At 74.8% G+C, this 15,887-nt stretch carries 14 protein-coding genes and 1 pseudogene; 8 read left to right on the forward strand and 7 right to left on the reverse strand.

Translation table 11 applies throughout. From position 1 onward, the window contains the following. The first annotated feature begins 47 nt into the window (after window positions 1-47). From OO47_RS13895 to OO47_RS13905, 3 genes are all read left to right on the forward strand, one after another. The gene (locus OO47_RS13895) at window positions 48-863 is read left to right on the forward strand and encodes a DUF817 domain-containing protein (RefSeq protein ID WP_051715975.1); all 816 of its coding nucleotides are present in this window, start codon (window positions 48-50) and stop codon (window positions 861-863) included. Window positions 864-1,080: 217 nt separating this feature from the next. Further along, window positions 1,081-1,284, forward strand: coding sequence for a cold-shock protein (locus OO47_RS13900; protein ID WP_015031667.1), 204 nt, complete (start codon window positions 1,081-1,083; stop codon window positions 1,282-1,284). Window positions 1,285-1,496: 212 nt separating this feature from the next. Then, window positions 1,497-2,900, forward strand: coding sequence for a DEAD/DEAH box helicase (locus tag OO47_RS13905; RefSeq protein ID WP_030213506.1), 1,404 nt, complete (start codon window positions 1,497-1,499; stop codon window positions 2,898-2,900). Between the two features lie 129 nt (window positions 2,901-3,029). Here the strand turns inward: OO47_RS13905 and OO47_RS34980 are convergent, their stop codons facing one another. Together OO47_RS34980 and OO47_RS13910 are read right to left on the reverse strand one after the other, a co-directional pair. Next, window positions 3,030-3,386 carry a hypothetical protein gene (locus OO47_RS34980; RefSeq protein WP_234323167.1) on the reverse strand — a complete coding sequence of 119 codons (357 nt, stop codon included), beginning with the start codon at window positions 3,384-3,386 and terminating at the stop codon, window positions 3,030-3,032. 162 nt (window positions 3,387-3,548) lie between these two features. After that, window positions 3,549-4,124, reverse strand: coding sequence for a helix-turn-helix domain-containing protein (locus OO47_RS13910; protein ID WP_030213508.1), 576 nt, complete (start codon window positions 4,122-4,124; stop codon window positions 3,549-3,551). A 120-nt stretch (window positions 4,125-4,244) separates the two neighbouring features. Here OO47_RS13910 and OO47_RS13915 point away from each other — a divergent pair, with 120 nt between their 5' ends. Next, window positions 4,245-5,081, forward strand: coding sequence for a DMT family transporter (locus tag OO47_RS13915; RefSeq protein ID WP_030213513.1), 837 nt, complete (start codon window positions 4,245-4,247; stop codon window positions 5,079-5,081). A gap of 30 nt (window positions 5,082-5,111) precedes the next feature. Further along, on the forward strand, window positions 5,112-5,822 hold the full coding sequence (locus OO47_RS13920) for a B3/B4 domain-containing protein (protein ID WP_030213516.1): 711 nt from the start codon (window positions 5,112-5,114) through the stop codon (window positions 5,820-5,822). A 389-nt stretch (window positions 5,823-6,211) separates the two neighbouring features. On the opposite strand, the gene OO47_RS13925 is transcribed toward OO47_RS13920, so the two are convergent. After that, entirely contained in the window at window positions 6,212-6,616 is a 405-nt protein-coding gene (locus OO47_RS13925; protein ID WP_078489642.1) for a winged helix-turn-helix transcriptional regulator, read from the reverse strand. Between the two features lie 68 nt (window positions 6,617-6,684). On the opposite strand from OO47_RS13925, the gene OO47_RS13930 reads away from it, so the two are divergent. The 3 genes and pseudogenes from OO47_RS13930 (at window position 6,685) to OO47_RS38420 (ending at window position 11,400) form a co-directional block, all read left to right on the forward strand. After that, window positions 6,685-7,065 carry a YybH family protein gene (locus OO47_RS13930; protein WP_030213521.1) on the forward strand — a complete coding sequence of 127 codons (381 nt, stop codon included), beginning with the start codon at window positions 6,685-6,687 and terminating at the stop codon, window positions 7,063-7,065. Window positions 7,066-7,179: 114 nt separating this feature from the next. Then, window positions 7,180-7,884 (forward strand): annotated as a pseudogene (locus tag OO47_RS13935) (NADPH-dependent F420 reductase); the annotation flags it as partial. Window positions 7,885-8,196: 312 nt separating this feature from the next. Next, a complete protein-coding gene (locus OO47_RS38420) occupies window positions 8,197-11,400 on the forward strand; it encodes an AfsR/SARP family transcriptional regulator (RefSeq protein WP_063831905.1) in 3,204 nt (1,067 codons plus the stop codon). A 342-nt stretch (window positions 11,401-11,742) separates the two neighbouring features. On the opposite strand, the gene OO47_RS13945 is transcribed toward OO47_RS38420, so the two are convergent. The 4 genes from OO47_RS13945 to OO47_RS13960 all read right to left on the reverse strand — a co-directional run bounded on the left by OO47_RS13945 (window position 11,743) and on the right by OO47_RS13960 (window position 15,831). Continuing rightward, window positions 11,743-13,896, reverse strand: a complete 2,154-nt coding sequence (locus OO47_RS13945; RefSeq protein ID WP_030213527.1) for an ABC transporter permease — start codon at window positions 13,894-13,896, stop codon at window positions 11,743-11,745. 92 nt (window positions 13,897-13,988) lie between these two features. Then, window positions 13,989-14,807 (reverse strand): molybdate ABC transporter substrate-binding protein, encoded by an 819-nt coding sequence (modA, locus tag OO47_RS13950; RefSeq protein WP_030213537.1) that lies wholly within the window; start codon window positions 14,805-14,807, stop codon window positions 13,989-13,991. 93 nt (window positions 14,808-14,900) lie between these two features. Continuing rightward, window positions 14,901-15,290 carry a TOBE domain-containing protein gene (locus OO47_RS13955; protein WP_030213540.1) on the reverse strand — a complete coding sequence of 130 codons (390 nt, stop codon included), beginning with the start codon at window positions 15,288-15,290 and terminating at the stop codon, window positions 14,901-14,903. A gap of 109 nt (window positions 15,291-15,399) precedes the next feature. Then, on the reverse strand, window positions 15,400-15,831 hold the full coding sequence (locus tag OO47_RS13960; protein ID WP_051715978.1) for a molybdopterin-dependent oxidoreductase: 432 nt from the start codon (window positions 15,829-15,831) through the stop codon (window positions 15,400-15,402). Window positions 15,832-15,887 lie beyond the last annotated feature (56 nt).

The raw sequence follows: 15,887 nt of genomic DNA on the forward strand, positions 1-15,887 counted from the left end.
TCACGGGGCGGCGAACCGGACGCGCGGTCGCCGGCGTCCCTCCCGACATGAGGACGCTCGTCCACGGGACACGCCAACTGCTGCGCTTCGCGGTCCTCGAAGTGCGCTGCTGCGCCTTCGCCGTCGCGCTCGTCGGCGGGATCGCCGCCTCGACACTCCTGTCCGATCCGCCGATCGCCCGCTACGACCTGCTCCTCCTGTACGGCATCGGGCTCACGCTCCTCGCGTGGCGGATCGGCTGGGACACCGGCCGGGACGTCGCCGTGATCGCCGCCTGTCACGCCACGGGACTGCTCTTCGAGCTGGTCAAGGTGCGGATGGGCTCGTGGAGCTACCCGGAGGAGGCGCTGACGAAGTTCGGCGGCGTCCCCCTGTACGGCGGCTTCCTGTACGCGGCCGTGGGCAGTTACGTGTGTCGGGCCTGGCGCCTGTTCGACCTGCGGCTCACGGGCTACCGGCCCCGGGCGACGGCGGTCCTCGCCGGCGCCGTGTACGTGAACTTCTTCAGCCACCACTGGCTGCCCGACGTCCGCTGGGCGCTGGCGGCCCTGCTGCTCCTCGCCACGGCGGGCACGTGGGTGAGGTTCCGGGTCGGGGCCCGGGACCACCGGATGCCGCTGGCCCTGTCGTTCGCCCTGATCGGCTTCTTCCTGTGGGTGGCGGAGAACGCGGCCACGTACGTCGGGGCCTGGAGCTACCCGCACCAGCTGGGCGGCTGGCAGCCCGTGCCCCTCGCCAAGTTCGGGGCGTGGGCGCTGCTGATCAGCGTCACCTTCGTGCTGGTGGCGGGCAGCGGGCGGAGCGGTGGCCGGGACAGCGGCCGGGGCGGTGGCCGGAAATTTGTTCTCGACGCGCCCGGGTGAGAGATTTGCGGATTTCCCGCACCGGAGCCGTCGACGTGCTACAGTCGATGTCAGTTGCAGTTGTGGTTCCCAAATACTTACAAGTGCCTTCGACGGTTCGACGTCGTCAGGCACTTGATGTGTTTTCGGTGCAGTTTCCGGACGGGGCAATCATCACGGCGACTCCGGGCTCCGCACAGTGCGGTCCCCAGGGCTACGCCCCGAAGGAGATATTGACATGGCCAATGGCACCGTGAAGTGGTTCAACTCGGAAAAGGGCTTCGGCTTCATCGAGCAGGAGGGTGGCGGCCCGGACGTGTTCGCCCACTACTCCAACATCGCCACCTCCGGCTTCCGTGAGCTCCAGGAAGGCCAGAAGGTGACCTTCGACGTCACGCAGGGCCAGAAGGGCCCGCAGGCGGAGAACATCCTCCCCGCCTGACGTTGACACGTCCGACGCGGCCGGTGTCCTCACCCGTGTGGTGAGGGCGCCGGCCCGTCGCGTTTTCCGGATTTCTTACGGACCGGAGGCCGTTCGCCGCTCCCGCGGCGCGCCCGGATCCGTACGCATACGCCATTCGGTACGTCGCGGTAATTCACGGGTCCACGACCCGTCGTGAATTCCTCGGAGCGGACCGTTTCGAGGAAGGCCACATGAACAGCACACCCCGTACGGACGACGCCCGGAAGGACGAATTCGCCGCGTCCCCGATACCGGCCACCGGCTTCGCCGGGCTCGGTCTGCCGGCCGAGGTGCTCCGGGTGCTCGGCCGTCTGGGTGTCGAGGAGCCGTTCCCGATCCAGGCCGCCACCCTGCCCGACGCGCTCGCGGGCCGCGACGTCCTCGGGCGCGGGCGGACCGGGTCCGGCAAGACGCTCGCCTTCGGCCTTCCGCTGCTCGTGCGGACCGCCGGGCGCCGCGCCGAGGCGCGCAGGCCCCTCGCCCTGGTCCTGGTGCCCACGCGGGAACTGGCCCAGCAGGTCACCGACGCGCTCGACCCGTTCGCCGCCGCACTGGGACTGCGCCTGGCGACCGTGGTCGGCGGCATGTCGATCGGCCGGCAGGCGGGGGCCCTGCGCGACGGGGCCGAGGTCCTGGTCGCGACGCCGGGCCGCCTCATGGACCTGGTGGAGCGCAAGGACTGCCGGCTCGAACGGGTGGCGGTCACCGTCCTCGACGAGGCCGACCAGATGGCCGACCTGGGCTTCATGCCGCAGGTCACCGAGCTCCTGGACCAGGTGCGCGCCGAAGGGCAGCGGATGCTGTTCTCCGCCACGCTCGACCGGAACGTCGACCTGCTCGTCGAGCGCTACCTCAGCGATCCGGTCGTGCACTCGGTCGACCCGTCGGCCGCCGCCGTCTCCACCATGGAGCACCACGTGCTCCACGTGCACGGCCCCGACAAGTTCGCCACGGCCACGGAGATCGCCGCCCGCGACGGGCGGGTGATCATGTTCCTGGACACCAAGCACGCCGTGGACCGCTTCACCAAGCACCTCCTCGGCAGCGGCGTCCGCGCGGCGGCGCTGCACGGCGGCAAGTCCCAGCCGCTGCGGACCCGCACCCTGGACCGCTTCAGGACGGGCGAGGTGACGGTCCTGGTCGCCACCAACGTGGCGGCGCGCGGCATCCACGTCGACGCGCTCGACCTCGTCGTCAACGTCGACCCGCCGGCCGACGGCAAGGACTACCTGCACCGCGGCGGGCGGACCGCGCGGGCCGGCGAGTCCGGCGTCGTCGTCACCCTGGTCACCCCCGAGGAACGCCGGGACGTGGCCCGGGTCATGGCGGACGCGGGCATCCGCCCCCACGTCACCCGGGTCCGCTCCGGCGAGGCCGAACTGACCCGCATCACCGGCGCCCGGAAGCCCTCGGGCGTCCCGGTCGACGGCAGCGCTCCCACCCAGGAGGGCGCCAAGCGCGGCGGCGCGGCCTTCCGCGGCATCGGCACGGTCCCGGGCCGCCCGGGCCGCGCGAAGAACGAGTCCCGCCGCGCCGCCGAGGCCCGCAAGACGGCCGAGGCCCGCCGGGCGGCGAAGGTCCGCGGGGGCGGCTGACCGAGCCGGACGCCCTCCCCCGGGCAGCAGCTCTCCGGGCAGACGTCCCCCGGGCAGTCGTCTCGGGCGATCGCCTCCGGCCCGCCGTCTTCGGGCGGTCGTCTTGGCCCTGTTCTCGTATGGCTACGGTCAGGTGGCGCGTAGCCCTGTGTGACGACCAGGGTGTGGCATTGACGGGCCTTCAGCGTTGGGGTCCGGGCTCCAGGGCGCTGACGCGGCTCTTGTACTCGCGGCGGGCCTTGCGCCGGGCCGGGACCGAGGGAGGCCCTGGCCGCCGTCGAGCGGTTGGCAGCGGTCGAGGAGCCGGCGGTGCACGGTGGGGACGGCGGTGACGCGCAGGGTGCAGCCCTGGCCGCGCCGTACGGTGACTCCCTGGTCGAGCGCGGCGCGCTCGGCGGGCTCCGGCTCGGTGGTGCGCAGTCCGTCGTAGGCCGGCTCGCACTGGAGTTCGCCGGCGGTGGCGAGGGTCTGCACCGTGAACTTCACGGTGGACAGCAGCTCGCCGGTGCGGGGGCGGCGGGCGGTGAGGGCCGTGTTCGCCCACTGCGGACCCCCGGATCGCGCGGTTCATCGGACACGGCTGCCCCCTGTCGTCAAACGATCCTTCACCGACAGCCGGGCGCTCCGGCCGCCACGGCCTCTTGAGGTCTACGCGGGGCCCGGGGGGAGGTGGACGGTCATGATCAGGCGGCAGGTCTGGGTGCCGGTGCCGCGGTAGGTGTGGGTGGTGTCGGCGTCGAAGGTGGCGGTCTGTCCGGCGGTGACGGGGTATTCGGTGCCGTCGACGACGAGGACCATCTCGCCGGTGGTGACGCTGACGGTCTCGGTGACGCCGGCCTGGTGGGGGTGGCTGGGGTACTCCTCGCCGGGTTCCAGGGTCCAGAGCCAGACCTCGGTGGCCGCCGGGCCGCCGGTGGTCAGCATGAGCCGGGCCTCGCTGCCCCGTTCGCCCTTCCACAGGGGCATGACGGCGTCGGCGCTCACCACCCGCACGCGTTGTTCGGGGCTGCCCTCCATCAGTGCGGAGACGGAGACGCCGAGGGTGTCGGCGAGGCGGACCAGGGTGGCGAAGTTGGGGTTGCCCTGCGCTTTCTCCAGTCCGACCAGGGCGCCCTTGCTGACCTTGGCGCGGCGGCCCAGTTCGTCCAGGGACAGTCCTGCGCGGGTGCGGGCCGTGCGGACGTTGTGCGCGAGCGTCCGCAGTGCGGCCTCGGTCTCGGCCATCGGTTTCGTCCCTCCAGCAACAGGTCGGTGTGATGCACCATGCGGTCGTTCGGTTGACGACCTGCGGTCGGTGTGATGTACGGTGCAGTCGTTCCATTGATAGTAAGGGATGTACGTACCGTGATCGCTCTCCTGCTGGCCCTGGGCAGCTCCCTGGCCTACGGGTGCGCCGACTTCCTCGGCGGCCTGGGCGCCCGCAAGGCCCACGTCCTGCGGACCGTGATGATCGCCGCGCCGGCCTCGCTCACCGTCGAGCTGCTGCTGTGGCCCTTCCTCGGCGCCTCCTTCGCCCCGGCCACCCTCGCCTGGGGCGCGGCCTCCGGCGTCGCGTCGGCCGCCGCCTTCGCCCTGCTCTACAAGACGCTGGCGATCGGCCCGATGAACGTGCTGTCGCCGATCACCGCGCTGGTCTCGGCGATGCTGCCGGTGGGCGTCGGTCTGCTGCAGGGCGAACATCTGGGCCCGGCGGGGCTGATCGGCCTGCCGCTGGCGCTGGCCGCCGTGGTGCTGGTCAGCGCCGGGCACGGCGCGCAGTCGGCGCGGCCCTCGCGCACCGCGCTGCTGCCGGCCTTCGGCGCGGGTGCCGCGATCGCCCTGCAGTTGGTCTTCCTGCACCAGGCGCCCTCCGACAGCGGTGTCGGTCCGCTGATCGTCGGCCGCGCCGTCTCCTCCGCCGTCACCCTCGCCGCGGCCGGAGTGATGTTCCGGCGCCTGGGCCCGGAGAAGCCCGCGTACGCGATCTCGGCGACGGCCGGCGTGCTTGATTCGGTGGCCAACCTGCTGTTCCTGCTCGCCGCCCGCAGCGGCGACCTGGCTGTCGTCGCCGTGATCACCGCCCTGTACCCGGCCGGCACCGTCCTGCTCGCCCGCGGTGTCCTGGCCGAGCGCATCCACCGCGGCCAGCTGATCGGTCTGGGCACCGCCGCCGTCGCCGTCAGCCTCCTCGCCCTCACCTGACCGCACACCACCCCCGGAACGGACCCTTTGATGACCACTGCCTTTCGCCTCGCCCCCGATGCCGCCGACGCCTTCCCCGACACCTTCATCGCCGTCGTCACCGCCACCGGCCTGCGCGGCCGCGAACCGTGGCCGGCCACGACCGCCGCGCTGGAGGAACTGGAGGCCCGGCTCGCCGACGGCTCCTGGTCCCCGGCCGACGAGAACGACCCGCGCATCGAGGCATGGCATGCCGTCTACCGTGCCTTCGGCACCAATCCCCGCCGCGTCCGGCCCAGTGTCGACGCCCTGGGCCGCCGCCTGGCGAAGAAGGGCTCCCTGCCCCGGATCAACCCGGCCGTCGACTCCTACAATGCGGTCTCCGTCCGCCACGGCCTGCCCGCCGGCGCTTTCGACCTCGACCAGGTCACCGGCGACGTCGAGATCCGCTACGCCGACGGCAGCGAGAGCTTCACCCCGCTCGGGGAGCCCGGCGCCGTCGAGACGCCCAGGCCCGGCGAGGTCATCTACACCGACACCACCGACGTGCTCACCCGGCACTGGAACCACCGCGACGCCCACCGCACCCGCGTCACCGAGGACTCCACCCGCGTCGCCTTCGTCCTGGAGACCGTCGCCGCCGCCCGCGACGAGCGGCTGCTCAAGACCGCGGCCGACGACCTGCAGGCCCTTCTGCAGCCGCACTGCGACAGCAGCACCGTGCACCACCTCAGCCCGGCCCACCCTCACGCCACCGCCTGACCACCCCGGCTCGCCCAGCCCGGCGGCGGGGCCGCACCCGCCACCCTGCTCTCCTCCGCCGAACGCCACCACCGCTTTCCCGACCCGTCCCCCACTCGGACCCCGAAGCCCCCCACCGCCCCGCTGCGGGACGAACCCGAAGGCATTGCCCAACCGCCGAACGGCACGTCCTCACATCTCGTCTTCGCCGCCCCCGACGGCGTCAGGATCCCGGAAGGGACGCAGGCCCTGTGCGCCAGGGCCGCCTCGGAGCGGTCCAGCGACGTGCGGAGCCCGCTCTGGAGCGCGGTGATGAACTCGCCGGCGTCCCGCGGCCGGCCCAGGGCGGCGCAGTGGACGTCCCGGTTGTCCTCGAAGTCCGCGGGCAGGTCGTCCTCCGGGCAGTTCCCTTACGGCTCCCGGTCCTCCGGCCGGCCGGGGGCCGCCGCGCCCCAGTCCCACAGCGCCTGCAGCACCGGGCCCAGTTCCCGGCCGTGCGGGGTGAGCCGGTAGCCGACGGTGGGCGGCCACCCCGCCGTGCGGTCCTTCGCGACCACGCCCGCCGCGACGAGCCGGGCGAGCCGGTCGCTGAGCACCTTGTCGGAGAGGGCGGGGAGGCGGGCGGCCAGCTCGCTGTAGGACAGGGACTCCCCGCGCAGCAACTCGCGTACCACGAGGGTGGTCCAGCGCCCCCGGAGCGCGGCGAGGGCGATCTCCACGGGGCAGTCCGGGCGGGGCGCGGCGACCCGCGCGTGCCGGTCGTCGGGCAGGCCCGGGAGCGCGGCCGGTGCGTCTCCTACCGTTCGGTGAGTCACGAGGGCGTCTCCTACTGTCGCCGTGTGCCGGGCGCCCGTCCGGCGGACACCGAACAGGAGACGCCACCATGACACATCCCGGATCCGGGTCCGCCCGTACGCTTCCGACCCGGGCGCAGGACGTTCCCGCCGCGTTCGCGGAGCGCTTCAACAGCGGTGACGCCCGCGCGGTACGGGAGCTGTACGAGGAGGGGGCCGTCTTCGTGCCGGAGTCCGGGGCGGCCGTGCACGGCGCGGACGCCGTCGCCCGCGAGAACGCCGGGTTCCTCGGCCTCGGGCTGCCGATCGCGGTGCGCCCCCGGCACGTCCGTCTCGCGGGTGACATCGCGCTGCTGACCGTGGACTGGGAGATCGGGGGGAGGGCGTCGGGGACGGCCACGGACGTGGTCCGGCGCGGGGAGGACGGTCACTGGCGCTATGTGATCGACAGTCCCTTCGGCGGGGCCTGAGACGGCACCGGTCCCGGCGCGGCCGGACGTCCCCGACCGGACGCGCCCGGGGCCGGCGCGCGGAAGAAACCTCCGGAGCGTGGTGTTCTCGCTCACCGACGAGGGGTCCGCGGCGCTCACCGCAGCCGCTCCCACCGCGCTCACGAAGGACGTGTCATGAAGATCGGCATCATCGGCGCCGGCAACATCGGCGGCAACCTCACCCGTCGGCTCACGGCCCTCGGCCACGACGTGTCCGTGGCCAATTCCCGTGGTCCCGAGACGCTCAGCGCCCTCGCCGAGGAGACCGGGGCCACTCCGGTCCCGGTCTCCGAGGCCGCCCGCGACGCCGAACTGGTCGTCGTGACCATCCCCCTGAAGAACGTCCCCGACCTGCCCGACGACGTCCTCGCCGGGGCCGCCGAGGGCTTCGTCGTCCTCGACACCGGCAACTACTACCCCCGGGAGCGCGACGGGCGGATCTCCGCCATCGAGGACGAGGGCCTGACCGAGAGCCGCTGGACGGAGAGGCAGCTGGGCCATCCGGTCGTCAAGGCGTTCAACGGCACCTACGCCCAGGACATCCTGGACCGGCCGCGCCCGGCCGGCGACCCCGAGCGGATCGCCCTGCCGATCGCCGGTGACGACGAGGCCGCCAAGAACACCGTCCGCGCCCTCGTCGACGAGCTCGGCTTCGACACGGTCGACGCCGGCGGCATCGACGACTCCTGGCGGCAGCAGCCCGACACCCCCGTGTACGGGCTCCGCGCGGGGGTCGACGCCGTGACGAAGGCCCTCGCCGAGGCCTCCCCCGAGCGCCCCGCCGCCTTCCGGGGCTGAGCCCGCTCCACCCCGCCGCCTTCCGGGGCCGAGCCCGCGTCACCCCGCCCGGCCCGGACGGATTTTCCGCCCCGGGCCGGGCCGTCATCACATCGGCCCGGTCCTCCGAAGGCCACGGGGCGGCAGCCGACACTGCCGCCCCGCCCTGCGCGTCGTCACCCGGCACCTCCGCCCCCCGTCGATGCGCGGGTGCCCGACACCACTCGGCCCACCCTGGCGCACCGCGTTGCAGGGACGATGAAATCCTGTTGAAGCAAGGGCCTTGAAGAATCGCGCGGGCACGCGGCGCACGGGGAACACGGGGACGGCGAAGTGGACGAGCGGGCAACGGGGCCGGACGGGACACCGGCCGGTGCGGAGGGACGCCTGCGGATCGACCTGCTCGGATCCGTCCGGGCCCGGCGCGGCGGTACGCCGATCCCCCTCGGCCCGGTGCGCAGGCAGGCGGTCCTCGCCGCCCTGGTCCTGCGGGCGCCGGCCTTCGTGACGTACGAACGGCTCCTCGACGACGTCTGGGGCGCGGAGCCCCCGGGGACCGGCCACCGGGTCCTGCCGAGCTACGTCTACGCGCTGCGCAAGGCGCTCGACGCGCCGGACGCCGGGCCCGGCGGGTCGGTGATCCTCGGCGGGCGCGGCGGCTACCGCTTCGCGCCCGAGGGGGCCGGGACCGATCTCGCCGAGCTCGCCGAACGGACCGCCGACGCCCGGCGGGCGAAGGCCGCCGGCGACCTCGGCGCGGCGCTCGACCACGGCGGCCGGGCCCTGGAGCTGCTCCACGGCGAACCCCTGCCGGGGCTGCCGGGCCCCCTCGCCGTGAGCGAGCGCCGGCGTCTCGCCCGGCAGCGGCGCGCGCTGCTCCAGGACCGGGCGGAGTGCCTCGTCCTGCTCGGGCGCCACGCGGAGGCCCTGGACGGCCTGATGGCGCCGCCGGCCCCGCCGCACGACGAACCGCTCGCCGCCCTGCGGATGCGCGCGCTGTACGGCAGCGGCCGGCAGGCCGAGGCCCTGGCCGTCTACGGGGAGACCCGCCGGCTGCTCCTCGACGAGCTGGGCGTGGAGCCCGGCGAGGAGCTGCGCCGGGTGCACCGGGCCGTCCTGCGGCGGGACGACCGGTTCCTGCTCGGCCGGGCGGCGGTCGACGGGGCCGACGGGGACGGGCGCCCGCCGGAGCGGCACCGCCGGGCCGATGCCGGCTCCGTACGCCGGTCCGCCGCCGGGGACGGCGGCGGGCCCGGTGCCGCGGACGCCGCCGACGTCGAACACCGCCCCGCCGACGCGTCCGCGCCTTCCGGCCTTCCCCGCCCCCGGCACGAGGAGGGCCCCGAGGACTCCGAACGGTCCGATCCGGCCGACCGGCCCCGCCTCCTCCGCCGGAACCGCAACGAACTCCCGGGCGACACCGCCTGCCTGACCGGGCGTGAGGCGGAACTCGCCCTCCTCACCGCCCCGGTGTCCCCGGACGCGGTGACCGTGATGACCGTCGACGGCACGGCGGGGGTCGGCAAGACGGCCCTGGTGGTGCGCGCCGCCTGGACACTGGCCGACGCCCACCCCGACGGCTGCCTGTTCGTGGACCTGCACGCGCACGGCGCCGTCCACGAGGCCGTCGACCCCCGGCGGGCCCTGCGCCGGCTGCTGCGCGCGGTCCGCGACCGGGGCCACGGGGTCCCCGACGAACCGCACGGCGCCGGGGACGGGGACGGCCGGGACGACCTGACGGAGCTGGTCGCGGCCTGGCGGGCGGCCACCAGCGGGCTGCGGCTGCTGCTCGTCGTGGACGACGCCCGCAGCGCCGAGCAGGTGCGCCCGCTGTTGCCCGCCGGGCCCGGGAGCCGGGTCCTCGTCGCGGGCCGGCAGCGGCTGCCCGGTCTCGACGCCGACGTGCGCCTCACCGTGGAGCCCCTGGACACGGGGGTCGCGGTCGGGCTGCTCCGTGAACTCCTCGGCACCGAACGGGCGGACCGCGAGCCCGAGGCGGCCCGCGAACTCGCCCGCCGCTGCGGCGGGCTGCCCCTGGCGCTGCGCATCGCGAGCGCCCGACTGCAGAACCGTCCGTCGTGGACCCTGGCCTTCCTGGCCGGGCGGATGTCCGACGACGCGCGCGGCCTGGGCGAGCTGCGGGCCGAGGACCGCAGCGTGGAGGCCGCGTTCCGGATGTCGTACGACCAGCTCGCGCCCGGGCTGCGGCGCGGCTTCCGGGCAGTGGGCCTGGCCCCGACGGCCCGCTTCGACGCCCTCGTGCCCGCCGTCGTCCTCGGCCGCTCCCGGGAGTACGCCGAGGGGGTCCTGGAGGACCTGGTCGACGCGAGCCTGGTGCAGCAGCCGCACCCCGGCCGCTACCGGCTGCACGATCTCGTACGGGCGCACGCGCGGCAGCTCGCCGAGGAGGCGCCCGAGCAGGCCGCGGCGGACCGGGACGCGGTGCTGCGGCTCTACTCGGCCGCCGGGCGGCTGGCCGCCGACTGGGGCCCGGACGCGTTCCCCACCGGGCCGGAGGGCTCGGGCGACGCTCCGTTCGCCGACTGGCGGGAGGCGTCCGCGTGGCTGGGCGCGGCGGGCGGGGAGCTGGTCGACGTGGTGGCGTACGCGGTCGCCGCCGGGGAGTACGACCACGCCTGCTGGATCGCCGAGGCCCTGGCGGACCATCTGCTCGGGCAGGGGCACCACCACGAGTGCCGGAGCGCCCTGGAGCTCGCCCTGTCCTGCGCGGACCGGGCCTCCGACCGGCGGATGCCCGCCGCGCTGCGCAACTGCATGGGGTTCCTCGACGTGCACCGGGGGCGGTTCCGGCAGGCGTACTCCTGGTTCGAGGAGGCGCTGCGCCACGGCTCCGGCCACGGCGATCCCCGGGACCGCGTGCGGGCGGCCGCCGGCATGGGGGTCGCGGAGTGGACGCTGGGCCACGCCGAGGAGGGCACCGCCCGGCTGGAGGAGGCGGCGGAGCGGGCGGCCGGGCTCGGCGACGACTGGCTGACCGGGATCGTGCACTGCAACCTCGGCGCGATCCGCCACCGGCAGGGGCGTCACGAGGAGGCCCTGGGCTTCTACGCCACCGCCCTGGCGCTCGCCGAGAAGAACGGGCGGCCCCGGACGATCGCCGGCAGCCTGTGCTTCGTCGCCGAGGCGCAGCTGGACCTCGGCCGGACCGCGGAGGCCGTCGGGCTGCTGCGGCGGGCGGCCGACCTGGCCCGCGAGGTCGAGGACCCGCCGCTGCGGGCGGCGACCCTCTCCCGGCTCGCCGCCGCCGAGCACGCCCGGGGCCGTCTGGGCCCGGCCGTCGACGCCCACCACGAGGCGCTGTCGGCGCTGACCCGGCACACCAGCACGTGGCTGGAGATGCAGGTCCGGACCCGGCTCGGCGACACCTACGCGGCCGCGGGCCGGCACGCCGAGGCGCGCCGGGAGTACGAGGCCGTCCTCGCCCTGCCCGGGGCGGAGCAGCACCCCCACGAGTACGGTCTGGCCCGCGCCGGCCTGACCGGCGCGGAGCCGCCGCCCCCGGGGGAGCGCTTCTGACGGCACGGCGACCCGGGCCGTACGGGTCCCCGCGTACCGAACACCGCGAACGGCACGCAGGGCTCACCCGACCGGCCGGGTCCGGGGCGGCGAGAGCCGCTCCTCCGCCCCGGGGCCGACGCGAGTCGGTCAAGCAGGCTCCGACCCGTCGGGACGATTGGACCGGGACACGGAAAACGGCCCTTCGGCGGGGCGTCGGTCCGGTGGATCATCCAAGAGGCCGAAGCCTTGAGAAGGGCCATATCTACGAGGTTCGTACCGGAATCTCTTTCGCAGGTGCGGCTACGGGCTGGGCGGCACCCTCCAGTGTGGTGGTCCCCGCGGCCTTCGACACCGGGGCCGTCAGAGGGTGACGATCGTGGTCTCGGTCGCCTTGATTCCGGTCCAGACGGATACGCCGTCGGCGAGGCCGAGTTCGGCGGCGGCCTGGGGGGTGATCTCGGCGACGAGGTCGGGCGCCCGGTCGGAGGTGACGAGGACGCGGAGCCGGCTGCCGCTGGTGGTGATCTCGCGCACGGTGCCGGGCCAGACGTTGCGGGGGCTCCCGGCGGGCCTCTCGCGGTGCAGGGACACCGCCTCGGGCGCGACGATCGCGAGCGCCGGGGTGCCGGGCGGCGGGGGCTCGGCGGCGACCAGGGTGCCGCCGCCGTCGAGGGCGAGGCCGTCGGGGACGGCGGTGCCGGTCCAGGCGTTGCGGCCGAGCATGCGGGCCACCCAGGGGGACCGCGGGTGGCGGGTGACCTCGGCGGGGGTGTCGTCCTGGAGGGCGCGGCCGTCCTGGAGGACGAGGACGCGGTCGGCGAGGGAGACGGCCTCGACGGGGTCGTGGGTGACGACGAGGCAGACGCCGCCGAAGCCCGCTAGGTGGGTGCGCAGGGTGTGCCGGACGTGGGCGCGGGTGGTCTGGTCGAGGGCGGCGAGGGGTTCGTCGAGGACCAGGAGCCGGGGGCGGGCGGCGAGCGCCCGGGCGAGGGCGACCCGCTGGGCCTGGCCGCCGGAGAGCTGCGCCGGCTTCCGGTGCCCCAGGTGGCCGACGCCGAGGCGGTCGAGCCAGGCCTGTGCCTCGTGGCGGGCCTCGGTGCGGGCGACGCCCTGGGCGCGCAGGCCGTAGGCGGTGTTCGCGAGGGCCGACAGGTGCGGGAAGAGCGCGCCGTCCTGCGGCACCCAGGCGACGTGGCGGCGGTGCGGGGGCAGGGCGGTGACGTCCTCGTCGCCGAGCCGGAGCTCCGCGCGGGCGCGCGGGGTGAGGCCGAGGAGCGCGCGGAGCAGGGTGGTCTTGCCCGCACCGTTCGGGCCGACGACGGCGATGGTGGTGCCGGGCCCTGCGTCCAGCGCGAGCCGGGTGAAACCGGTGACGTCGGCGCGCAGCGCCCAGCGGTCGGCGGGTGGGGTGGTGGCGCGCGGCGCCTCGCGGTCCACAGGTGGGGTAACGGCGGCGCGCGGCGCCTTGCGGTCGTCGGGTGGGGAGGGGGGCGCGGTGGCATGGGGCGGGTGGTGGCCGGCGGGCGCGGTGGTGGCGGCGCGCGGCGCCCGGTGGCCGCCGGGTGGGGCGGTGGACGGGGTGGCGTCGGGCGGGTGGTGGCCGGCGGCCGGGACGGTCGTGGGCGGGCCTCCCGCGGCCCGCTCCCCCGTCGTCGGTTCCTCCGTGGGAGCCGGGTGGTGTGCTCGGTCCGTCGGGGTGCCCGTCCAGCGGCCGCGCAGGGCGACGAGGACGCCCATGGCGATGGCGAGGAGCAGGAGGGAGACGGAGGTGGCGGCCTCGGGCTCCTCCTGGAGCAGGAGGTAGACCTGGAGGGGGAGGGTCTGGGTGGTGCCCGGCAGGTTTCCGGCGAAGGTGATCGTGGCGCCGAACTCGCCCAGAGCCCGCGCCCAGGTGAGCGCCGCCCCCGCGAGGACCCCGGGCGCCACCATCGGGAGCGTGACGGTGAAGAAGACGCGGACCGGGGAAGCGCCGAGCGAGGCGGCCGTCTCCTCGTACCGGGGCCGCAGGCCGCCGAGCGCACCCTCCAGGCTGATGACCAGGAACGGCATGGCGACGAAGGTCGCCGCGATCACGGCGCCGGAGGTGTGGAACGGCAGGGTGATGCCGAAGGTCTCCTCCAGCCGGGGGCCGAGGAGACCGCGGCGGCCGAAGGCCAGGAGCAGCGCGACGCCGCCGACGGTCGGCGGCAGCACCATCGGCAGCAGCACGAGCGAACGGACGACCGCCTTGCCGGGGAAGGGGACCCGTGCGAGGAGCCAGGCCAGGGGGACGCCGAGGAGCAGCGAGAGGCCGAGCGCCCAGAAGGAGACGAGGAGGGACAGCTTCAGCGCCTCGACGGTCCCGGGCGAGGTCAGGTGTCCGGCGAGTCCGCTCCATTCGGTCCGTACGAGGATGCCGACCAGCGGCAGCGCCAGGAAGGCCACGGCCGCCAGCGCGGGCAGCACGAGGGCGAGGGGCGGCCGGGCGGCCCCCGGACGGCGCGCGGAGGCGCCGCGCGTGCCTGCTCGTTTCATCGGTGGTCCCGGAGGGGTGAGGGCGTGGAGCGGAGGGGCCGTCCGGTCCCCCGGTGCGGACGGCCCCTCCCGATCATGGTCGATCCCGTGCGTCACGGCTTCTGGAAGCCGGCGTCCTGGAGGATCTTCTGTGCCTCGGGCGAGGACAGCCAGGCGACGAACGCGGCGGCGGCTCCGGCGTTCCCGGAGTCCTTCAGGGTGGCCGCGGGGTACTGCGCGACGGCGTTCTGGTCGTCGGGGATGTCGACGGCGTCGACCTTGTCCTTCGCGCTCTCGGCGTCGGTCCTGTAGACGAGGCCCGCGTCGGCCTCGCCCAGCTCGACCTTGCTGAGCACGGCGCGCACGTTGGGCTCCTGGGAGACCGGCTTCACCGTGATCTTCTGCTTGTCGAGGATCTGCTTGCTGTACTTGCCGGCCGGGACCTCGGGGGCCGCGAGGACGACCTTGAGCCCGGTGTCCGCGAGGTCCTTCAGGTCGTCGACCTTGTGCGGGTTGCCCTCGCCGGTGGCGATGACGAGCCGGTTCCTGGCGATGACCGCCGGGGTGCCGGTGTCGGCCTTCACCTTGTCCATGCTCTTGGTGTCCGCGGTGACCAGGACGTCGGCGGGCGAGCCCTGGGAGACCTGGGCGACGAGCTCCTGCGACCCCGCGAAGGAGAACGTCAGCTTCGTGCCCGGGTGGGACTTCTCGTACGCGGCCCCGGCCGTCTTGAACACGTCGGTGAGCGAGGCGGCGGCGAGGACCGTCAGGTTCGCCCGCGGCGCGGTGCTCGCGGACCCGGAGGGGGTGGAGCCGGCGGTGCCCTTCTCCGTGTCGCCGCCGGACGAGCAGGCGGCGAGCGGAACGAGCAGGGCGGCGGCGAGAACGGTGGCGGCGGCACGGCGTCCGGCGGGGGTGAGGGTGGGGGACATGAGGGTCTGGACTCCTTGGAGAAGGTTCGGAAGTGCGGAAAAGAGGCCGGCCGCGCCGACGGCCGAGGTGTTCCGGTACTGCGTGAGGGGTGGTCAGGTGCGGTCGATGTGCACGCTGGTCGACTTCACGCGGGCGGTGGCCTGCATGCCGACTTCGAGTCCCAGTTCCTCCACGGCCTCCCGGGTGAGGAGCGAGACGAGCCGGTGCGGACCGGCCTGGATCTCGACCTGGGCCGCGACGTCACCGAGCTTGATCGCCGTGACGATGCCCGGGAAGGCGTTGCGCGCGGACGTGTACGACGCGTCCTCGTCGTCGCCCTGCGCGATCTCCGCGGAGAACGCCGCGAGCGACTTCCCGTCGATGACGCGCCGCCCGCTCTCGTCGCGGTGGGTGGCGACCCTCCCCGCGTCCGCCCAGCGCCGCGCGGTGTCCGGGCTGACGCCCAGCAGACGCGCGGCCTGCCCGATGGTGTAGGACTGCATATGCGACACCGTAGGCCGTGATCTCTCTCATCTGCAACAAAGTGGTGGGACTCTCCATCGCGGATGAGAGGCCGGTGGTAGGAAGTGACGAGAGGGGGCGTCCCCGGTCTCACGCCTCGGCCGGGAGGGTTTCCGCGAGCCGAGGGGGGCCGATCCAGATGCCCGTGACGGCGCTGACGTAGCGGGCTCCGCAGCGGTCGGACGGGACGACGAGCTGCGGACCGGCCCCGTCGAGGTCCCGGCCGTCCGTCCGGGTCGCGAGGAGGACGGGGGCGTCGCCGAAGTCGGCGTCGATCTCCGCCCACGACAGAAGAGCGTGGTGTCCGTCGCCGCCGTTCACGGCGAGCAGGAAACGGGCGCGCTCCTTGCGGCACGCGGGGTCGAAGCGGGGCAGGGCAGCGGCGACGACCTCCCGCAGGAGCGGGCCGGCGAAGGTGTGGTGCTGGGGTCCCGCGGTGGCGCAGTCGAAGACGACCTCGGCCCGGTGCTGCTCCCAGCCCCGGCGCAGGTCGGCGACGGTGAGCACGGCGGGGCGGGCCACGTCCCCCCGGAGCGTGAAGGATCCGGCGGGGGTGGGGGCGGGAGCGGGCCTGGATA

The organism is Streptomyces bikiniensis, from assembly GCF_000716625.1.
Taxonomy (GTDB): domain Bacteria; phylum Actinomycetota; class Actinomycetes; order Streptomycetales; family Streptomycetaceae; genus Streptomyces; species Streptomyces bikiniensis.

What these genes read in the sequence shown, in the direction of transcription:
- OO47_RS13895 (WP_051715975.1), top strand. Translation starts at nt 48, where the DNA reads ATGAGGACGCTCGTCCACGGGACACGCCAACTGCTGCGCTTCGCGGTC.
- OO47_RS13900 (WP_015031667.1), top strand. Translation starts at nt 1,081, where the DNA reads ATGGCCAATGGCACCGTGAAGTGGTTCAACTCGGAAAAGGGCTTCGGC.
- OO47_RS13905 (WP_030213506.1), top strand. Translation starts at nt 1,497, where the DNA reads ATGAACAGCACACCCCGTACGGACGACGCCCGGAAGGACGAATTCGCC.
- OO47_RS13910 (WP_030213508.1), bottom strand. Translation starts at nt 4,124, where the DNA reads ATGGCCGAGACCGAGGCCGCACTGCGGACGCTCGCGCACAACGTCCGC.
- OO47_RS13920 (WP_030213516.1), top strand. Translation starts at nt 5,112, where the DNA reads ATGACCACTGCCTTTCGCCTCGCCCCCGATGCCGCCGACGCCTTCCCC.
- OO47_RS13930 (WP_030213521.1), top strand. Translation starts at nt 6,685, where the DNA reads ATGACACATCCCGGATCCGGGTCCGCCCGTACGCTTCCGACCCGGGCG.
- OO47_RS13945 (WP_030213527.1), bottom strand. Translation starts at nt 13,896, where the DNA reads ATGAAACGAGCAGGCACGCGCGGCGCCTCCGCGCGCCGTCCGGGGGCC.
- modA (WP_030213537.1), bottom strand. Translation starts at nt 14,807, where the DNA reads ATGTCCCCCACCCTCACCCCCGCCGGACGCCGTGCCGCCGCCACCGTT.
- OO47_RS13955 (WP_030213540.1), bottom strand. Translation starts at nt 15,290, where the DNA reads ATGCAGTCCTACACCATCGGGCAGGCCGCGCGTCTGCTGGGCGTCAGC.